This is a genomic window from Dyella sp. A6 (genome assembly GCF_036320485.1).
In the GTDB taxonomy this organism is placed as follows: Bacteria; Pseudomonadota; Gammaproteobacteria; order Xanthomonadales; family Rhodanobacteraceae; genus Rhodanobacter_A; species Rhodanobacter_A aluminiiresistens.
Map to the genome: position 1 here is coordinate 1,675,665 of NZ_CP132911.1, position 17,669 is coordinate 1,693,333.

General features: G+C 60.2%; 16 protein-coding genes, 1 tRNA gene and 1 CRISPR repeat array. Of the genes, 9 read left to right on the forward strand and 8 right to left on the reverse strand.

The window, feature by feature from the left end; genetic code table 11:
• From cas5c to RA164_RS07335, 8 genes are all read left to right on the forward strand, one after another.
• On the forward strand, nucleotides 1-675 hold the full coding sequence (gene cas5c / locus RA164_RS07300) for a type I-C CRISPR-associated protein Cas5c (RefSeq protein WP_329743290.1): 675 nt from the start codon (nucleotides 1-3) through the stop codon (nucleotides 673-675).
• A complete protein-coding gene (cas8c, locus tag RA164_RS07305; RefSeq protein WP_329743291.1) occupies nucleotides 672-2,468 on the forward strand; it encodes a type I-C CRISPR-associated protein Cas8c/Csd1 in 1,797 nt (598 codons plus the stop codon). Before cas5c ends, cas8c begins: the two co-directional genes overlap by 4 nt.
• Nucleotides 2,465-3,334 (forward strand): type I-C CRISPR-associated protein Cas7/Csd2, encoded by an 870-nt coding sequence (gene cas7c / locus RA164_RS07310; RefSeq protein ID WP_329743292.1) that lies wholly within the window; start codon nucleotides 2,465-2,467, stop codon nucleotides 3,332-3,334. Before cas8c ends, cas7c begins: the two co-directional genes overlap by 4 nt.
• Nucleotides 3,335-3,355: 21 nt before the next feature.
• Nucleotides 3,356-3,982, forward strand: coding sequence for a CRISPR-associated protein Cas4 (gene cas4 / locus RA164_RS07315; RefSeq protein ID WP_329743293.1), 627 nt, complete (start codon nucleotides 3,356-3,358; stop codon nucleotides 3,980-3,982).
• Entirely contained in the window at nucleotides 3,983-5,017 is a 1,035-nt protein-coding gene (cas1c, locus tag RA164_RS07320; RefSeq protein ID WP_329743294.1) for a type I-C CRISPR-associated endonuclease Cas1c, read from the forward strand.
• 9 nt (nucleotides 5,018-5,026) lie between these two features.
• Nucleotides 5,027-5,317, forward strand: a complete 291-nt coding sequence (gene cas2 / locus RA164_RS07325) for a CRISPR-associated endonuclease Cas2 (protein ID WP_329743295.1) — start codon at nucleotides 5,027-5,029, stop codon at nucleotides 5,315-5,317.
• Nucleotides 5,318-5,499: 182 nt separating this feature from the next.
• Nucleotides 5,500-7,513: a CRISPR direct-repeat array (repeat unit 32 nt; unit sequence GTCGCGCCCCACGTGGGCGCGTGGATTGAAAC).
• Between the two features lie 267 nt (nucleotides 7,514-7,780).
• Nucleotides 7,781-8,248, forward strand: coding sequence for a hypothetical protein (locus tag RA164_RS07330; protein WP_329743296.1), 468 nt, complete (start codon nucleotides 7,781-7,783; stop codon nucleotides 8,246-8,248).
• Between the two features lie 38 nt (nucleotides 8,249-8,286).
• Complete coding sequence (locus tag RA164_RS07335) at nucleotides 8,287-8,538, forward strand: DUF1488 family protein (protein ID WP_329743297.1); 252 nt, start codon at nucleotides 8,287-8,289, stop codon at nucleotides 8,536-8,538.
• A 953-nt stretch (nucleotides 8,539-9,491) separates the two neighbouring features.
• Here RA164_RS07335 and RA164_RS07340 read toward each other — a convergent pair.
• A tRNA-Ala gene (locus RA164_RS07340) sits at nucleotides 9,492-9,567 on the reverse strand.
• Between the two features lie 162 nt (nucleotides 9,568-9,729).
• A complete protein-coding gene (locus RA164_RS07345; protein WP_329743298.1) occupies nucleotides 9,730-10,842 on the reverse strand; it encodes a ribonuclease D in 1,113 nt (370 codons plus the stop codon).
• 103 nt (nucleotides 10,843-10,945) lie between these two features.
• On the opposite strand from RA164_RS07345, the gene RA164_RS07350 reads away from it, so the two are divergent.
• The gene (locus RA164_RS07350; RefSeq protein ID WP_329743299.1) at nucleotides 10,946-12,901 is read left to right on the forward strand and encodes an SUMF1/EgtB/PvdO family nonheme iron enzyme; all 1,956 of its coding nucleotides are present in this window, start codon (nucleotides 10,946-10,948) and stop codon (nucleotides 12,899-12,901) included.
• A gap of 57 nt (nucleotides 12,902-12,958) precedes the next feature.
• Here RA164_RS07350 and RA164_RS07355 read toward each other — a convergent pair whose 3' ends face one another.
• The 6 genes from RA164_RS07355 to RA164_RS07375 form a co-directional block, all read right to left on the reverse strand.
• The gene (locus tag RA164_RS07355) at nucleotides 12,959-13,495 is read right to left on the reverse strand and encodes a DUF4189 domain-containing protein (RefSeq protein WP_329743300.1); all 537 of its coding nucleotides are present in this window, start codon (nucleotides 13,493-13,495) and stop codon (nucleotides 12,959-12,961) included.
• Nucleotides 13,496-13,568: 73 nt separating this feature from the next.
• The gene (locus RA164_RS07360) at nucleotides 13,569-14,858 is read right to left on the reverse strand and encodes an XVIPCD domain-containing protein (protein WP_329743301.1); all 1,290 of its coding nucleotides are present in this window, start codon (nucleotides 14,856-14,858) and stop codon (nucleotides 13,569-13,571) included.
• A 64-nt stretch (nucleotides 14,859-14,922) separates the two neighbouring features.
• Nucleotides 14,923-15,597, reverse strand: a complete 675-nt coding sequence (locus RA164_RS07365) for a hypothetical protein (protein ID WP_329743302.1) — start codon at nucleotides 15,595-15,597, stop codon at nucleotides 14,923-14,925.
• Nucleotides 15,598-15,627: 30 nt separating this feature from the next.
• Nucleotides 15,628-16,014 (reverse strand): hypothetical protein, encoded by a 387-nt coding sequence (locus RA164_RS07370; RefSeq protein WP_329743303.1) that lies wholly within the window; start codon nucleotides 16,012-16,014, stop codon nucleotides 15,628-15,630.
• 26 nt (nucleotides 16,015-16,040) lie between these two features.
• Complete coding sequence (locus RA164_RS16575; RefSeq protein ID WP_412731074.1) at nucleotides 16,041-16,550, reverse strand: DUF4189 domain-containing protein; 510 nt, start codon at nucleotides 16,548-16,550, stop codon at nucleotides 16,041-16,043.
• 51 nt (nucleotides 16,551-16,601) lie between these two features.
• The gene (locus tag RA164_RS07375; RefSeq protein ID WP_329743304.1) at nucleotides 16,602-17,660 is read right to left on the reverse strand and encodes a TrbL/VirB6 family protein; all 1,059 of its coding nucleotides are present in this window, start codon (nucleotides 17,658-17,660) and stop codon (nucleotides 16,602-16,604) included.
• Nucleotides 17,661-17,669: the final 9 nt, after the last annotated feature.

A 17,669-nucleotide genomic window follows, 5' to 3' on the forward strand; every position in this document is an offset into this window, starting at 1 on the left:
ATGGCATACGGTGTCAGACTGCATATCCATGGAGAAAGGGCGCTGTTTACCCGGCCAGAGATGAAGGTCGAGAGAGTGTCCTACGACGTCATCACGCCGTCGGCCGCACGCGGCATTCTGGAAGCCATTCACTGGAAACCGGCGATCCGCTGGGTGGTGGACAGCATCCAGGTGCTCAAGCCGATCCGCTTCGAATCCATCCGGCGCAATGAAGTCGGCGGCAAGTTGTCCGCCGCCAGCGTCGGTAAGGCGATCAAAGCAGGCCGCACCGATGCCTTGGTGAATTATGTTGAGGACGATCGCCAGCAACGCGCCACTACCTTGCTGCGTGACGTGGCCTATGTAATCGGCGCGCACTTCGAACTGACCGACAAGGCCGGCGCCGAGGACAACATCGGCAAGCATCTGGATATCTTCAACCGCCGCGCCCGCAAGGGACAATGCTTCCAGGCGCCCTGTTTGGGCACGCGCGAGTTCCCGGCCAGCTTCGAGCTGCTGGAGTATGGCCGCGAAACTCCCCCCCCCCACGAATCGCTGCACGGCGAACGCGATCTGGGCTGGATGCTGCACGATATCGACTTCGCCAGCGACATGACCCCGTACTTCTTTCGTGCACGCATGGTTGATGGGCTGATCGCCGTTCCGCCAGTGAGCGACGGGGAGGTCAGGTCGTGATCCTGAGCGCGCTCAACGATTATTACCAGCGTTTACTGGAAGACGACAGCACGAAAATCTCTCCTCCTGGCTACAGCCAGGGGAAGATCAGCTACGTCATCATGCTGGAAGAGAACGGCGAGGTCATCGATGTACTCGACATCCGAGACACCAGTGGCAAGAAGCCGATGCCCCGCAATATGGGTGTGCCGCAGGCGCCCAAGCGTTCCGTTAATGTCGCTTCCTGCTTTCTCTGGGACAAAACCAGTTACGTGCTTGGCGTCAGCGCCAGCAGTAAGCGCAGCGAGCAGGAGCATGCCGCGTTCAAGGCACTCCATCATGACGCCTTGGCAAATGAGCAGGATCCCGGGCTGAAAGCATTGTTGCTGTTCCTGGAGCATTGGCATTCCGATCGATTCCAGCAAGAGCCGGCGTTCACCCGTCATGGTGAAGAAATGCTGGATACCAACGTGGTGTTCCGCCTGGGCGATGAGCCGCGCTACTTGCATGAGCGTCCGGCCGCGCAGGCTGCCTGGTCACGCCGCTTAGGAAACGTCACCAACAATCGAGAGGGAATTTGTTTGGTGACTGGTGAGTTGGCCCCGCTTGCACGCCTGCATCCTGCTATCAAAGGTGTCATCGGCGCACAGAGTTCAGGCGCGTCCATTGTCTCGTTCAATCTTGAATCGTTCGCATCGTATGGCAAGCAGCAGGGAGAGAATGCACCTATCTCCGAGCACGCTGCTTTCGCATACACCACCGTACTCAACCATCTCCTGCGGCGAGAGAGTCGGCAGCAGTTGCGCATCGGCGACGCTAGCGTGGTGTTCTGGGCCGAAGCGCCCGACCCGCGAGCGGTAGCAGAAACGGAAAGCCTGCTGGCAGCCTTCTTCGATCCCAGGGATGACGACGAACGTGCCATCAAGCAAGTACGCGATGTGCTTGAACAAGTGCACCAAGGCTTGCCGTTGCAAGATCTGGAGGGCCATTTGGACGACGGCACACGCATCTTCGTGCTGGGCCTCGCACCCAACGCCTCGCGCCTGTCAATTCGTTTCTGGGAAACCCAGACACTGGCGACCTTTGCCCAGCGGCTGCGCTGGCATTTCGATGACCTGAGACTGGAGCCATCGCCGTGGCGCACGCCCCCGGCCGTCTGGAAGCTGCTTCTCGCCACCGTGCCGCACCGTGAAGGCGCCAAGTCCAAGAGCGAAGACGTTCCGCCACAACTAGCCGGCGAACTGACCCGGGCCATCCTGACCGGTCGTCGCTACCCGCGCAGCCTGCTCAGCAACATCATCATACGGTTTCGCGCCGACGGCGACATCAGCGGAACGCGTGTGGCTTTGTGCAAGGGAGTCCTGGCGCGCGAGCAGCGGCTGGGCAACAAGGACATCACCAAGGGGGAACCACCCGTGAGCCTCGATCCGACCAATACCGAGCCCGGCTACCTGCTGGGGCGACTGTTCTCCACGCTGGAAAACGTGCAGCGCGCCGCACTGGGCAAGCAAATCAACGCCACCATCCGCGACCGCTACTACGGCGCGGCATCGGCGACGCCGGCCAGCGTGTTTCCAGTGCTGCTGCGCAGCGCCCAGCACCATCTCAGCCGCTTGCGCAAGGACAAGCCCGGATTCGCCGTGAATCTGGAAAAGGAAGTTTGCGGAATCATCGACCAACTGGGGCCGACCTTTCCAAAAAGCCTGCGCATCGAAGCACAGGGACATTTCGCCATCGGCTACTACCACCAGACCCAGGCACGTTTCAGCCGTGCCGACAACACCGACCTCAATTCCGAAGGAGAGGACGCATGAGCGCCATTGCCAACCGTTATGAATTTGTCTACCTGTTTGACGTTACCAACGGCAATCCCAATGGCGACCCTGATGCAGGCAACCTGCCGCGGCTGGACCCGGAAACCAACCAGGGCCTGGTCACCGACGTCGCCCTTAAACGCAAGATCCGCAACTACACCGCGCTGGAAAAGGAAGGTGAGCCCGGCTACACGATCTACATGCAGGAGAAGTCAGTGCTGAACAACCAGCACAAGCAGGCTTATGCGGCACTTGGTATCGAGCCTGAAGCGAAGAAGCTGCCCAAGGACGAGGCCAAAGCGCGGGAGCTCACCGCCTGGATGTGCAAGAACTTCTTCGACGTGCGCACCTTCGGTGCCGTGATGACCACCGAGGTCAATGCAGGCCAGGTCCGTGGCCCAGTGCAGATTGCCTTCGCCAGCTCCATTGACCCTGTGGTGCCCCTGGAGGTTTCCATCACCCGCGTGGCGGTCACCAACGAAAGGGACCTGGAGAAGGAGCGCACGATGGGACGCAAGCACGTTCTCCCCTACGGCTTGTACCGTGTTCACGGCTTCATTTCGGCCAAACTGGCCGAGCGTACCGGCTTCTCCGAAGACGATCTTGCGCTGCTGTGGCGCGCACTGACCAATATGTTTGAACATGACCGCTCCGCCGCGCGTGGTGAAATGGCCGCGCGCAAACTGATCGTGTTCAAGCACGACCATCCGATGGGTAACGCACCGGCCCACCACTTGTTCGAAAAGATCAAAGTCGAACGCGTGGATGGACAGGTCGACACGCCTGCACGCAACTTCGCCGACTATCGCGTCAGCGTCGACCGGGAGTCGATGCCGGCAGGCGTCACCCTCACCGAGATGTTCTAACCAGCGACCGAGGGCGGAGCAATGGACGACGAGGACCTGATTCCCATTTCCGCCCTCCAGCACTACCTCTACTGCCCGCGCCAATGCGCGCTAATCCATATCGAGCGGCAATGGGCCGAGAATCGGCAGACAGCCGAAGGACACCTTCTGCATAAACGCGCTGACCAACCGCAGTCCGAACGGCGAAATGGAATTCGCACCGTTACTGCAATGCCCTTGCTCGACCTGCAACTTGGAATCACAGGTGTGGCCGATGTCGTGGAGTTCCATCGCGGGGTCGACGCCGAGCAAGCCTTTCCTGTGGAGTACAAGCGAGGACGCCCCAAATCCCACCGCGCGGACGAGGTCCAGCTTTGTGCCCAGGCGCTATGCCTAGAATCCATGCTGGGCCAATCCGTCATGACGGGGGCGCTCTTCTACGGTCAGACACGCCGGCGGAAAGATGTCGCTTTCAACAACGAGCTACGCGCACTCACACGCCAGATCATCACCGCCACGCGCGAGATGATCCTCTCGGGGAGGACGCCTTTGGCACACTACGAGCCAAAGCGTTGTGACGCCTGCTCTCTTATCGACTTATGCCAGCCACGCCTGCTGAACCGAGCTTGCGACGTCGAACACTGGCTGCGAAGCCAGCTGGAGGGTTGAATGCGGCGCCAGCTCAATACCTTGTACATCACCACCGAAGGTGCGTGGCTGCATAAAGACGGGGCCAACATCGTCATGGAGGTGGAGAAGGTGATCCGTGCCCGCCTGCCGGTGCACATGTTGGAAAGCCTGGTGTGCATCGGTCGCGTCGCTGTATCACCGCAGCTGATGGGTTTCTGCTCCGAGCAAGGCATCAGCATTTGCTATTTGACTGGCCACGGAAAATTTCTCGCTCGCGTGGAGGGGCCTGTCTCGGGCAACGTCCTACTGCGGCGCGAGCAGTACCGATGCAGTGACGATCCGATGCGCTGCGCCAAAGTGGTTCGCCATCTGCTGGTCGGCAAGATTCATAACCAACGTGCGGTGCTCGCCCGTGGCTGGAGGGACCACAGTGACAAGTTGACCGACACGGAGGCGTTTCAGCACGCACTCAAGCGGCTCAAGCGTATTCCACAGCGAATGCTGATCGACGTGGATGTCGATGTATTACGCGGACTGGAAGGTGAGGCCGCCCAAGCCTACTTCGGCGTATTCAATCAGCTGATCCGCGCTGACTCACCTATGCTGCACTTCGGTGGTCGCAATCGGCGGCCGCCTCGTGACGCGTTCAATGCGTTGCTTTCGTTCATTTACACGCTGCTGACGCACGATTGCCGATCTGCTCTGGAAACCGTTGGCCTGGATCCTGCCGTCGGCTTTCTGCATCGGGACCGACCAGGCCGCCCCAGCCTCGCTCTTGATCTGGCTGAGGAATTCCGGCCCTTGCTCGGCGAGCGCCTCGCCCTGTCACTGATCAACCGCAAACAACTCAATGAGCACGACTTTCGTCAGATGGAAAACGGTGCGGTGCTGCTGAAAGACGATGCTCGGAAAACTGTGTTAGTTGCCTACCAAGAGCGCAAACGCGAAGAATTGCAACATGCCTTCCTAGGCGAAAAGATTGCCATCGGCCTGTTTCCTTATCTTCAGGCACAACTTCTCGCCCGGCATCTTCGCGGCGATCTTGACGCTTACCCTCCATTCCTTTGGAAGTGAAGCCACACTATGCTGATCCTCGTCACCTACGATGTCAGTATCACTAGCCCCGGAGGCGCGAAGCGCTTGCGGCGAATTGCCAAGATATGCCGAGACTATGGACAGCGCGTTCAGTTCTCAGTGTTTGAGTTGGAAGTGGATACTGCTCGCTGGGTCGAAATCAAGCAGAAGCTTATCGACCTGATGCAGCCGGAAGTCGATAGCCTTCGCTTCTACTATCTCGGGCTCAAATGGCATGGCAAGGTAGAGCACCTTGGCGCAAAACCCGCACTCGACCTCAATGCACCCTTGGTTCTTTAGCCACCGCGGACCCAAAGCGACGGCCAAATCCCCGAGCGGTTCGCGATAAGCACAATCCATTGATTGGTCAGCTACAAGCCCGGAGACTCACAGTGAGCGGTGAAGCATCCACCCTCGCTTCAGGCGGCCTTCGCCGAATTTCAGTTTTTTTGGCAAATCACACAAGTGGTTAGAATGACGCGGTCGCGCCCCACGTGGGCGCGTGGATTGAAACCACCGAATCCGCGCAGGCAATCCGCCTCGTCCAGGTCGCGCCCCACGTGGGCGCGTGGATTGAAACCACATGAATGCGCCTGGAGGCTTGATTTCATGCGGTCGCGCCCCACGTGGGCGCGTGGATTGAAACTCTTTCGTCGCTAATTCCTGTTACTTCAAGCAATGGTCGCGCCCCACGTGGGCGCGTGGATTGAAACCAATCGGTAGCCACTTCACGACTCGAACCCCCAGGTCGCGCCCCACGTGGGCGCGTGGATTGAAACGCCCGCAGTTCGTCGGTCATCCATCACCCCTCCCGTCGCGCCCCACGTGGGCGCGTGGATTGAAACTCACCTCACTGCTGGATGCAGACGTGCGCCGGAAGTCGCGCCCCACGTGGGCGCGTGGATTGAAACTTTCAAGCGGTATTGCCTACCGAGAGAACGCGCGTCGCGCCCCACGTGGGCGCGTGGATTGAAACTCGCTCGGCGGCTTCACGAACTGGCGCATTCCGAGTCGCGCCCCACGTGGGCGCGTGGATTGAAACTCGTCAGCTGCCTGCGGGATGCGGTGGATGACCTGTCGCGCCCCACGTGGGCGCGTGGATTGAAACTCGTCCACCGGGTCGATCCAGCCCCGACCAGGGCGTCGCGCCCCACGTGGGCGCGTGGATTGAAACTCGAGCAGCGCGGTCTTCAGCAGCTGCGTGCTCACGTCGCGCCCCACGTGGGCGCGTGGATTGAAACGCAGATCACAGCAGCGACACGACATAAATCACTGGTCGCGCCCCACGTGGGCGCGTGGATTGAAACGAACTCTCCCCGGATGGCCAGATGGTTACTGACGTCGCGCCCCACGTGGGCGCGTGGATTGAAACCCCAATCGCGTGCCGACGCGATCTCGGTTGGATCGTCGCGCCCCACGTGGGCGCGTGGATTGAAACTAGCCATGGCCTCGTCCTTCACCCTCGCCAAGAGTCGCGCCCCACGTGGGCGCGTGGATTGAAACTTGTCCATCAACTGCTTCGGGCGAACCCCGCGAAGTCGCGCCCCACGTGGGCGCGTGGATTGAAACTGCGCGCAGCACGGGGCAATCCGCTACGACATGCGGTCGCGCCCCACGTGGGCGCGTGGATTGAAACATGCCGTCCAATTATGTTCCAACTTCCACCCAAGGTCGCGCCCCACGTGGGCGCGTGGATTGAAACTTGGAGGGCGCCCCGCCGGAGCCGGAAGGAACGCCGTCGCGCCCCACGTGGGCGCGTGGATTGAAACCTGGCGCGATACCCGGAATTCACCTCGATCAGTGGTCGCGCCCCACGTGGGCGCGTGGATTGAAACTTTTCGTCTGCGCCGATGCTCTTGAGGTACGCGCGTCGCGCCCCACGTGGGCGCGTGGATTGAAACTTCTCGCCGGGCTCCATCAGTGGCGTCTGGAAGTGGTCGCGCCCCACGTGGGCGCGTGGATTGAAACTGCCACAGACCATGCGCCGGTCCGCCATCCTGCTGTCGCGCCCCACGTGGGCGCGTGGATTGAAACCTCGCACACGCGACCGATGGCGGTGCCCAGCATCGTCGCGCCCCACGTGGGCGCGTGGATTGAAACCGGGGTATCCACCTAGGCCCTACGCGGCAAGACGTGTCGCGCCCCACGTGGGCGCGTGGATTGAAACTGTTTCTCGATGGTCATCTTGTTGAGCATGTCCATGTCGCGCCCCACGTGGGCGCGTGGATTGAAACCAGTCGTGCAGCCCGAGGCGGCACAGGATGCGGGCGTCGCGCCCCACGTGGGCGCGTGGATTGAAACGGCCACGTCAGCGCAGCAATCTCGCCGGCTCGGGTCGCGCCCCACGTGGGCGCGTGGATTGAAACCGCCAGCGGCACGTACTCTTGATCGCGATAGGGTAGTCGCGCCCCACGTGGGCGCGTGGATTGAAACCTTACCAGGGCATTCAGGCGCGCTGCCTAATGTCGCGCCCCACGTGGGCGCGTGGATTGAAACATCAATGACGGAACGCAGATTGCGTGTACCTGCCGGTCGCGCCCCACGTGTGCGTGTACCGGATCGAATGCATCACACGACCAATCGCCGATGACCAGTCCACTGCCAGTATGATCAGGTGCAGATCCTCGTCAGCACCGTTCGCTTTGACGCGTTAAGTGTTTTTGATAAAGCGCTTGGTTGTGCTCAGGGGGTAGATTAGTCGATAACTGATGGTTATTGGGAGGAGACGTGTTCGGACATCGAGAAAGGCGCTTGATGGATAGAATGGATGCCTTGGTCGTCGCCGCACAGTTTGTTACGTGCATTGCCATAGGTGAAGCCGAGGGAGCATACGCTGCGACCAGCGAAGAAGAGAAAGACAGACTGATTGCTGTTGCTGCAGCGAAAGCCAATTACCTTTTTGCACGCGAGCCAGACGATTCGCATCTGGCAAAGCTCAATCTTCGCGAGATTGATGGCGAGGCTGAAATGTGGCTATCCAAACAAAAAAAATTGCAGGAGCTCGTCGTACAGAGTCTAAGAGTGCAGAACATGGTCTCGTATGGACGCACCGGGCATGCTCCTGAGCCACCATTGGGTAGCAAGATTCTCGCGAAATACGGTAGTCACTATCCTGATGCCCCCAATCCAGATAGCTACCCTATTTTAGTGAGGCAGTCCCTAGATGAGCTAAGTCAAACGAACAGAGAAGATCTTCTTGAATCATTCGAGCATCGTGGAATTCAAATTTAGCTTTCGCCGTACAACAACTCAATCAGCAAAGGAGTGTAATGGACATAAAGTTTCCAGCCGTCGAGACGCGGTCATCATTCGATGTCATTTTTCCTGCAGAGGTTGATGGCGCGAAAGTAATCTGCAAGGTCTCCATTGAGGCACTCCAAGATTACTTCAGTGCCGGCGCCGACGGCCTTCCCGCGTTCAAAGCTCACCGGGCGGAATTTGAGGAGAAGGCTGAACAAAAAATTCGCAGCAACCAGTTTCAGGAAGATGGCACTATCCTTATCACAACAATGGACTTTTGAACTGACTCGGTTTCGGTGGGTACTTCAACTCTTGAGAGAATGGACTCATGAGCAAGCCTGTGCTCGCTTGTGAATGACGGCTCCTGGCGGCCGATTCCAGCCGGTGGTCTCATGCTGATCATCATGCCGGTGCACTGATCATGATCGATTGGTGCTACTGATCAACTCCATCGGTGTACGCAACGTGGATTGAAACTTGCTCTTGGCCGTGCATTCGATCTGCCAAAGCGGTCGCGCCCCACGTGGGCGCGTGGATTGAAACTTCCAGGTCAACGGCAACAACGGCAACCTGAACAAGTCGTGCCCCACGTGGGCGTGTGGATTGAAACCTCCAATGGGTTTACTACTACGACGCTTATGCGCGTCGCGCCTCACACCTCACGTGGGCGCGTGGATTGAAACTGATGGAGATGAAGAATGGTGTGAATATGATTCAGTCGCGCCCCACGCGGGCGCGTGGATTAAAACATCTCGACAGATGAAGCGACACACAGGCCAAGCCTTCAGGTTGTGCCGGTTGTGCGCTAGGACGCGCCTGATGTTCATGGCCGATCGCGCTCGGCGGTTGCCAGGCGGCAGTTCGCCCATGCGCCTTTCCAGTGCCGGCGTACGGGGTACAGCAGGTTGAGATGCCCGAGCCTAGCGACCGGATTATCAAGCCGAGCCATTCGGTAGCGGGTGGCCAGCAGCGGGGCGTCGTAGCACTTGCCCTTTTAGCTGACGAGCACGGTGTCCGGCGGAAGCCACGTGGCGAAGGTGCGCAGCATGGCCACTTCCGCACCGATCGAGGTGATCGGGTGCCACTTGGGGGACACGTGGCATCTGGGACAATGACGGGACAACCCGAGTGAGACGCCCCGTAACACTGGGTAACACCATGGGACAAATCGGGGACACGGAAAGCAAAAAGGCCGAGGGTTCGCATCCTCGGCCTTTCTGTAAGTGCTTGATTTTGGTGGAGCGGAGGAGGATCGAACTCCCGACCTTCGCATTGCGAACGCGACGCTCTCCCAGCTGAGCTACCGCCCCACGCGAGCTGCGCATGATAGCAGCGGCTCAGGGTTACGCCAATACCCTGGGGAGGTTGACCCGCAAGCAGCGGGGCGCTTCACGATCCGCTTTGCTCGGCCTGTGGCCGCGACATGGTGAAGGCCGTTTACGAGTGTCTGCCAATGGCGTCGCCCGAAGTGTCTAGCCGGGCAGCAGTGCCGCCAATGCGTCCTGCAGCACCTCGCGCCGCCAGCCTTCAAGGAACTCGGGCCATTCCGTCGTAACCACGTATTCCTCCAGCACCTTGCGCGGGCACAGCAGGCCGGGTGGCAGATCGAGTTCGGCGGCGCGTTGGTCGATAAGCTGTTTCATCGCGCCGAGTGCTTTCTTGGTCTCGCCCTGGGGAAAATTCGGAATGGCGGTGGTTTGCGCGATTTCCTCGTCGGTTGCCGGACTGGCCAACAATTCGAATACCTGCGCGCGCTGCGCCGACCGCAGTGCGCGCTGGCCGCGTGTGCGCTGATCGAGTTCGCCGTGTCGCGTTGGGGGCTGTTGCGCCAGACTCATGGCCAGGGTGTCGTCCAGTAGCCAGGGGCGGGGGCAGTCGAGCGTACGGGCCGCGCGGTCGCGCCACAGCAGCAGGCGGCGCAGCAGGGCCTGCTGTTCGCGCGGCCATTCGGCGGCGCCACGGAAGCCGCGTTGGGGCTGCGGGTCGCCGTCACGCTGACTGGCGCGCTGCTTCAGGCGTTCGCAGTCCTCGGCATGCCAGGCGCTGCGGCCGCGCTGGTGCAGGCGTTCGGCCAGTTGTGCGTGCAGCGTATCGAGATACACCACATCCAGGGTCGCGTAGACACGCTGCGATTCGGTCAGCGGGCGCTGCATCCAGTCCGAACGGGTTTCGCCCTTGTCCAGTTCGGCGCCGGCCAGTTCGGCGACCAGCGCGCGATAGCTCACGCCAAGACCCATACCGGCAAAGGCGGCGGCGATCTGGGTGTCGAACAGCGTGCCGGGGCCTTCGGGCAGGAACGGCGCCAGTGTTTCCAGGTCCTCGCCGGCGCTGTGCATCACCACGGTCCGGCCGTCGTTGCCCAGGCGGGGCTGCAGGGCGTCGCCGATGTCGAACGCCAGCGGGTCCACCAGTGCATAACGCCCGTTCCAGCCCAGTTGCAGCAGGGCCAGTTGGGGATGGAAGGTATTCCGTCGCATGAACTCGGTATCGAGCCCGGGTGTGGCATCGGCCGGCAATTCGGCCAGCCAGCTTTCGAGTGCGCTGCGTTGGTCGATCCAGTCAGCGGCGGGGGCGTCGAGGGACATGCGTTTCCTTGGTGCGAATGTAGCGGGACGGCATTGCTACGCCTTCCGCTGTGCCATAAGGTAGGCGCCGCACCATAGCAGGCCGCCCCCGGAACCCCCAACCATGCCGAGCAAGCAATCCGTCAATCGCCAGCGCGCACTCGGTGGCGGTATGGGGATAATGGTGCTGGCCTTTGCGCTGGCTTACCACTTCTTCCCGCGTTTGTTCCACGTCAATCCGGACCAGCAGCGGCCCCGCCAGAACGCCATCGTCATGCCGTCCGGCCCAACGTCCGGGCCGGCCAAGACGGCGCCGGCGATGATGACGGCCGCGCAGCGCGAGTTGACCGCCGGGCCGCCGCTGACCCTGGCCCCCACGGCGGTGATCGCCGCGCGGCTGCGCAAGCAGGAGGCGGCACTGCCCAAGCAGCTCACCGCCGACCCGCCCGCCGTCAAGGCCCTGCTGGCGCGTGCCGACCAGGCCATGAAGGACGGCGACCTTGCCGGTGACGACAACAGTGCCGGCATCCTCTACGCCAAGGCGCTGAAACTGAAGTCCGACAGCCGTGCTGCTGCCGAAGGTCTGGACGATGTCCGCTCCAACCTGATCGCCACCATCGGCCAGGACATCGCCATGGGCGACGCGGACTCCGCGGGCAACCTGCTGGCGGGCCTGAAACAGCTGCCGGGCACCCACGACGACGTACAGGTCCTGGCGGCCAACCTGAAAACGCTGCAGACGGTGCGGCCGATCCTGGCCAAGGCCGCGGGGCTGCTCGCCCAGGGCAAGGCCGACCTGCCCAAAGGCGCCAGCGCGCTGGATCTCTACCGGCAAGTGCAGCAGCTTGATCCCGACAACGCGGTGGCGGCGCAGGGCATCCTGCAGGTCCAGCGAGCCGTGCTCAACCGGGCGCTGGCCGCAGTGGCGCAAAACGACTTCATCGGCGCCGACAAGGCGTTGAACGAAGCGCAGGCGATCCAGCCTGACTCGCCGCAACTGCAAAGCGTGCGTGGACAGGTCGACGGCATCCGCAAGCAGCGCGTCGACGGTGTGCTGGCACAGGCACGTTCCGCACTCGACGCCGGCAACCTGACCCTGGCCAAGCAACTGGCCGACCAGGCCCAAGCCATCGGCACCGACCCGACAGGCGTGCAGGCCATCGAAGAAGGCATCGTCAACGCACGCCTCTACGCCAGCCACAAACCCGGCGAAGTGTTCACCGACCGCTACGTGGACCTGCCCGGACATTCGCCGGCCATGGTGGTCGTGCCCACCGGCAGCTTCACGATGGGGGCTTCGAGCAACAACAACGGCAAAAACGACGCCGAGACACCGCAGCACGAAGTCACCATTACCAAGGGCTTCGCCATGTCGCGCAGTGCGATCACGGTGGCGCAGTTCCGCCAGTTCGTGAAGGCAAGCGGCTACGTTCCCGACTCCGTGCGGCTGGGCGGCGCCAGCGTCTACGACGCCCGCAGCGGCACCATGCGCGACGACTCCAACGCCACCTGGCAGGACAACTACGAAGGCCGCCCGGCCGACGGCAATCTGCCGGTAGTCAACATTTCCTGGAACGACGCCGAAGCCTACGTCGCATGGCTCAGCCGGCGCACCGGCAAAACCTACCGCCTGCCCAGCGAAGCCGAATTCGAATACGCCCTGCGCGCCGGCACCACCACCCGTTACTGGTGGGGCGACGGTACGCCCACCGAAAAAGTGGAAAACATCACCGGCAGCCTGGACCGCTCCAGCAACGGCCGCCGCTGGAGCCACGCCTTCCACGGCTATCGCGACGGTTACTGGGGACCGGCCCCGGTCATGAGCTTCAAGCCCAATCCGTTCGGCCTCTACGACATGGACGGCAACGTCTCGGAATGGGTCGCCGATTGCTGGCACGACAACTACATCCGCGCCCCAAACAACGGCAGCGCCTGGATCAACCCCGGCTGCACGGCCCACGTCATACGTGGCGGCTCGTGGGGTAGTTCCCCGGCTCAGGTGCGCTCGTCGTACCGGCAGGGCGCCGACTCGGATGTTCGCAGCGGGCGGGTAGGGTTCCGCGTCGTACGCGAGCTGTAGTGGTTGGAATGGTGCTGGGCCTGAGCCGTTGAAACGATCATGCCGTCATCCCGGGTACTACTTCGAGTCGGCTTGCGACCGGGCCGGACTGCACGCGGCGTAGATGACCCGACACGGTGGATGCCCGGCATCAGCGCAGGCTTTCATGCCCGATTGCGTGGCGTGCGTACGCGTCACATCAGCACTGGCCAGAAGATGGCCGTCGTTACTTTGAACGAGTGCAGCACAGCCGTCTCCGTAGGCTATCTCGACCTTGCAGGCCTTTCCTGCCTTGGCGTTGCAATCGGCCAGGGCGGCGCGTTTTGCCTGCTGTTTCGTCGATAGCCCGGCGGATGAACCAATATCGACGGGATTGCCGTCGTCAACGGCAATAGCCCCCCAATGGCTTGCTCCGGGCTGAGGAGCAACCCCTTTACCTTGCCGATCATGTGGGGTCGGCGCGCAGTAGGTCACCGGTGCGCCAAGTGGTGTGGCGAGGTATGTGCCTGACGGGCAGTGTTCCAACGCCTTGGCGGTACCAGGCATGGTTAAGAGCCATGCAAAGACGAACATCCATGGTAGGAGATGACGTTGCGAATCGTGGATATCGTCCATGGTTCATATCTCCCTGCTTCGTTGGCGCTGTCCGTCGCGAAACGGTGCCGTATCTCTGGCACCTGGTTCGTTGTCAATGGTCGATGTGGTGTGCTTTCGCAGGCATTTGTTGTGCGGGTACCGATCCAGTCAGGGACGGCTGTACTGATGGAACTGCCGCCGCCATGGAAGCACTCTGTGCCATCGGCGTCTGCACGGCGGTCATGGTGTCGACCGTGGCGACCTTGCGTGTCTCGATCAGTGAGTTCGGATACTGGATGGCAAATGTACGGCTGGCGTCGTTGTTGAGGATCACCTGGTCGATGCGATGCAAGCCCTCGCGCTTTGCCTCGACGGTGAGGGCGGCAGCCAGATTCAAACTGTGCCCATCGGTTGCACGCCCTTGCTCCCCATCAAGCCGGCGTACGCCGGCCAGGGCCTGTTCGAACAAACCGTGATCAGGATGGTGTGCGTCAATCAGGGAGAGGGCTGAGTCGCGCTCCTTCAGTGCCGCGTGCAAGGCCTGTTGCGTTCGGAGGCCGACCTTGCCGTCCACGGTCAGCTGGTGATCGTGTTGGAAGTGTTCCACGGCAAGCCGGGTGGCGGGGCCGAAATCGCCATCGGCTTTGAGGGGATGGCCCTGGTTGTCGGTGTAGCCGAGCGTAGCGAGTTCAACTTGCAGGGCTTTCGCGGCCTTGTTGCGGGCACCTTCATGAAGAAGGGGCTTGTTTGAATTGCGATGTATTGAGTGTGTGCCAGATAGCTGGGCGGGTAGTTCCGGTTGTTGTCCGTGCTTGAGCTGCTCCATGACGTCAGGGGTCAGTGCGCGCTCCCATTCGGAGAACTGTGTCCTTCGTTCCTTGAGACCGTTGTAACCACCGTTGATAGCCAGGGTGGCTTTCGTCACATCGTCCCTGGCGCTTGTTGGTACCTGGCTCTGCCAGATCCATACGGCGATCCTTTCGGCGTTCTCAGGCTTCGCGGCCATGTCGGGATCATGGACCAGGTCCAAGCCCAACGCTTGACCGGCAGCCGTGTAGTTGTCTTTGCCCGTAAGCTGGATATAGCCGCGACCGCGATATTTATAGCCATCCCACGGGAGGTTGTTACCCATGCGGCCTCCATACATCAACTCGGCCAGTTCCTCAGGGTGACCCTTGATTGCTGCGATACGGGCAGCCTCCAATGTAGCGTCCCCATGTCGATGGGCATATTCCGACGGAATCTGAGCGGTGCCATGCGTATAGCAGAAGCTCTCTTCAAGTTTTTCGAGATGCCCAGACTCGACATTGACCTGAGCCATGAAGTTTGCGAGCTCCTTGGGGGAGGTGACGCCTGCCTGATAGGCGGATTGCAGCAACTGAATTTCGCGTTCCATGGGCATGATGGCGCTCCTTGTTGGTTAACAATTGCAGCTATTTCGATCCGGTTATCGGCGCGCGGATAAACTATGGGAGCTCAGCCTTGGGGAGATCCTGGGGGTCAGTCTTGCTGAAATCGATTTGGCCGAACTTTTTGGCGGTCAGGTCGATGGACTTGGACTTTCCAGTGAGTTGATCACGTGCTTTTGAAATGAACTTTTCAAGCAACCATGTATGTTGCTTCTTTGAGTAAATGAACGTGTATTTATTGGACCAGTGGTCGCGCGATCCACCCTCGGTAACAACGGTGAACTTTCCGATGCCTGCCTGCGTGTAACTGTATGGGTCTCCATAGAGGCCGCCACAGTGTGCACACGGGACAAGCATGCTATTCCGTGAAGCTTCATGCAGTCGGCCATCGGTGCCACGCACCAGCAACACGATGGTTCTGGTTGGACCTTGTCCAAGTGCCGTGCTTGCGACGGATGGGCTATCCAGCACAAGCAGGGCGTCCATACTGCCGTTTCCCGTCAGGTCACCTCGCTTGACGTCGAGCAGACAATCTTTGCCCACGAAAGGCTTTAGATCATTTTCGATAACTTTTCGGTGGCAGGCTTGTATTGGCTCGCTCGCACGAGTCGCAGGTTTGTCAGGAGGAGGAACGAGATCATGCTGCTTTGCTGAGCATGTGTTGCCTATTGCCAAGGCACACAACGCTATCAAGACAACAGAATGTCGGGGCGTCAGGAGAATTTTTTTCATGGTATGCGGTACCAGGTGGAAGGATCGAATCTATTCGGCGGCACTAAGCACTTGGCGTAAGCCCTGGACGTCCCTGCGTCGTAAGGGATCGATGCTGGCGTACATGGCTGAGCGGAATGAGTGATGGTGCGGTAAGTCATGGCGCATGCTCAGGACCACACTCATAAATGCATGGGGACAGACACGGGCGTATTGGGCCGCAGAGACGGGGTTGAAGCAGTATTGGCTGATGATGCCGAAACTGCCGGTCGCTGGGTTGATCGGATACCAGCAATCGGATGGCACGCCGAACGTACAGAAGAGGAACGGGTCGTTGCCGTAGTAAGGAATGAATTCGTAATAGCCCTGGGCGACAGATCCAGCGCTGACCGTCAACAGGCCGGCAAACACGAGGGTTTTAAGCAGGTTCCTGGACATGATGATTCCTCCATGAAAAATGAGTATTACTGGACCCGAACGGGGGCGACGCAGGAGGTGTAGTCGACCGTACAGTCGGCATGTCCCGCAGAAGTGCAAATTTTCAACGCATTATTGATTGCCACCTTAAGTGGGTAACCACTGGCTTCTGTATGCGTATGGGCACTAGTAACTAATGCCACGCATTGATCATGGTAGACGAAGTCAGTTTTGCAATCGGGGCCACCGTCATTCGACCGGCAGTTGGCAATGGCAGCTTGCTCGGCAGCGGCCTTGCTGGGTTGGTTGATCGATCCACCCACCGCCCCCCGCGTGTAGTCCCATGCGATGGCGCCCCAGCGGGATGCCCAGATAACAGGGCGTTGTTGCACTTGGGCGCCACATGAGGGAATGCCGTTAGCGCCAGGGTATTCACTCATGCCCGGTGGACAGGGCCCAACCTGCTCTTGTGCATGTACAAGGCGACATAGCACAAGCAAAGCCAGTCCCAGTAGCCATAGTCGATAACGAGTTGGTGATAAGCGAGTGGTGTTCATAACCTGAACTCCAAGCCGTTTTGTCAATCCATAAGCGATGCAGGTGGTTAGCTAAGGCGTTACTGGCCGAGGCTTAATGGCGTCGGCGTTGGATGGTGTAGTGCTAGGAACGCGACTCGGATGGTACATGTGTGGAGTTTTGCCTTCGCTTGCGTTCGGATTTTTGCTTTGCTGCTCGCTGTAGAATGAATACATTCCGGGTGGCTGCCCTTGTGGCCCCGGCCTACCGAAGCCGCCGAAAGCGGAGTAGTGTAGGAAATTCCCCAGTGTCCCCTGGAAGAAATTGGCCGCCATGGGCGGCACGGTGATGATGAGCATGGTGAGGAGAAGGCCGATGCCGCCTTGTTCCAGTGCCTGATGGGACAGTCCCTCGGTGGAGCCGCCGGTGAAATGCTCGATCAGGGTGACGCTCCACATGCCGGCGGCAATACCGATACTGAGTTGCATGACCATGGCGGCAATGACATTGAGCACGGCGAGGGAAAACAAGGTGCCGATGCCGTACATCAGCCAGCGATTGAACAGGCTTTTGGTCTGTTCGAACATCAGGCATAGGATGAATAGTGGCCCGAAGCCTATGAACAAAGCCATGGCGAATCGATACATGAGCAACATGACGGCAGCGGTCATCGGTGGTCCGGCGGTGCCAAAGCCTGCCCAGAAGGACGCATGTTCCTTCTGGTTGGCGAGGTCGGTGTTCCCGGGCACCAACTGGATGGCATCAATGGCGCTCATTGCTATTTCGGTATAGGCGAGGTTTTTGTCGATCGTGGCGTAGAGGCTGTCGCTGTTGCCGCTGACGGCCTGGTTGATTTCGTTGCCAAGGTCAGTGGTGAGGAAGGTGTTGAGGTTGGCGCCAAACACGGACATGGTGGTGGCCGCCGAGAGGATGATGACGACACGAGCCATGTGCGTGACCACGGCCATCAACGGCTCGCGCAGTTGACCGGTCATGACGCGATAGCCGGTGATCATGATCCAGAACGTGACAAGCACCGTGGCGATACCCGCGACCCACAGCATCATGCGCCCCATGAGGGCATCACCGAATGCATCGATCTTGTGACTGAGCCACGCATAGATCAGTGTGAAGAAGACGAAGTTGGTCATTGCCACGTG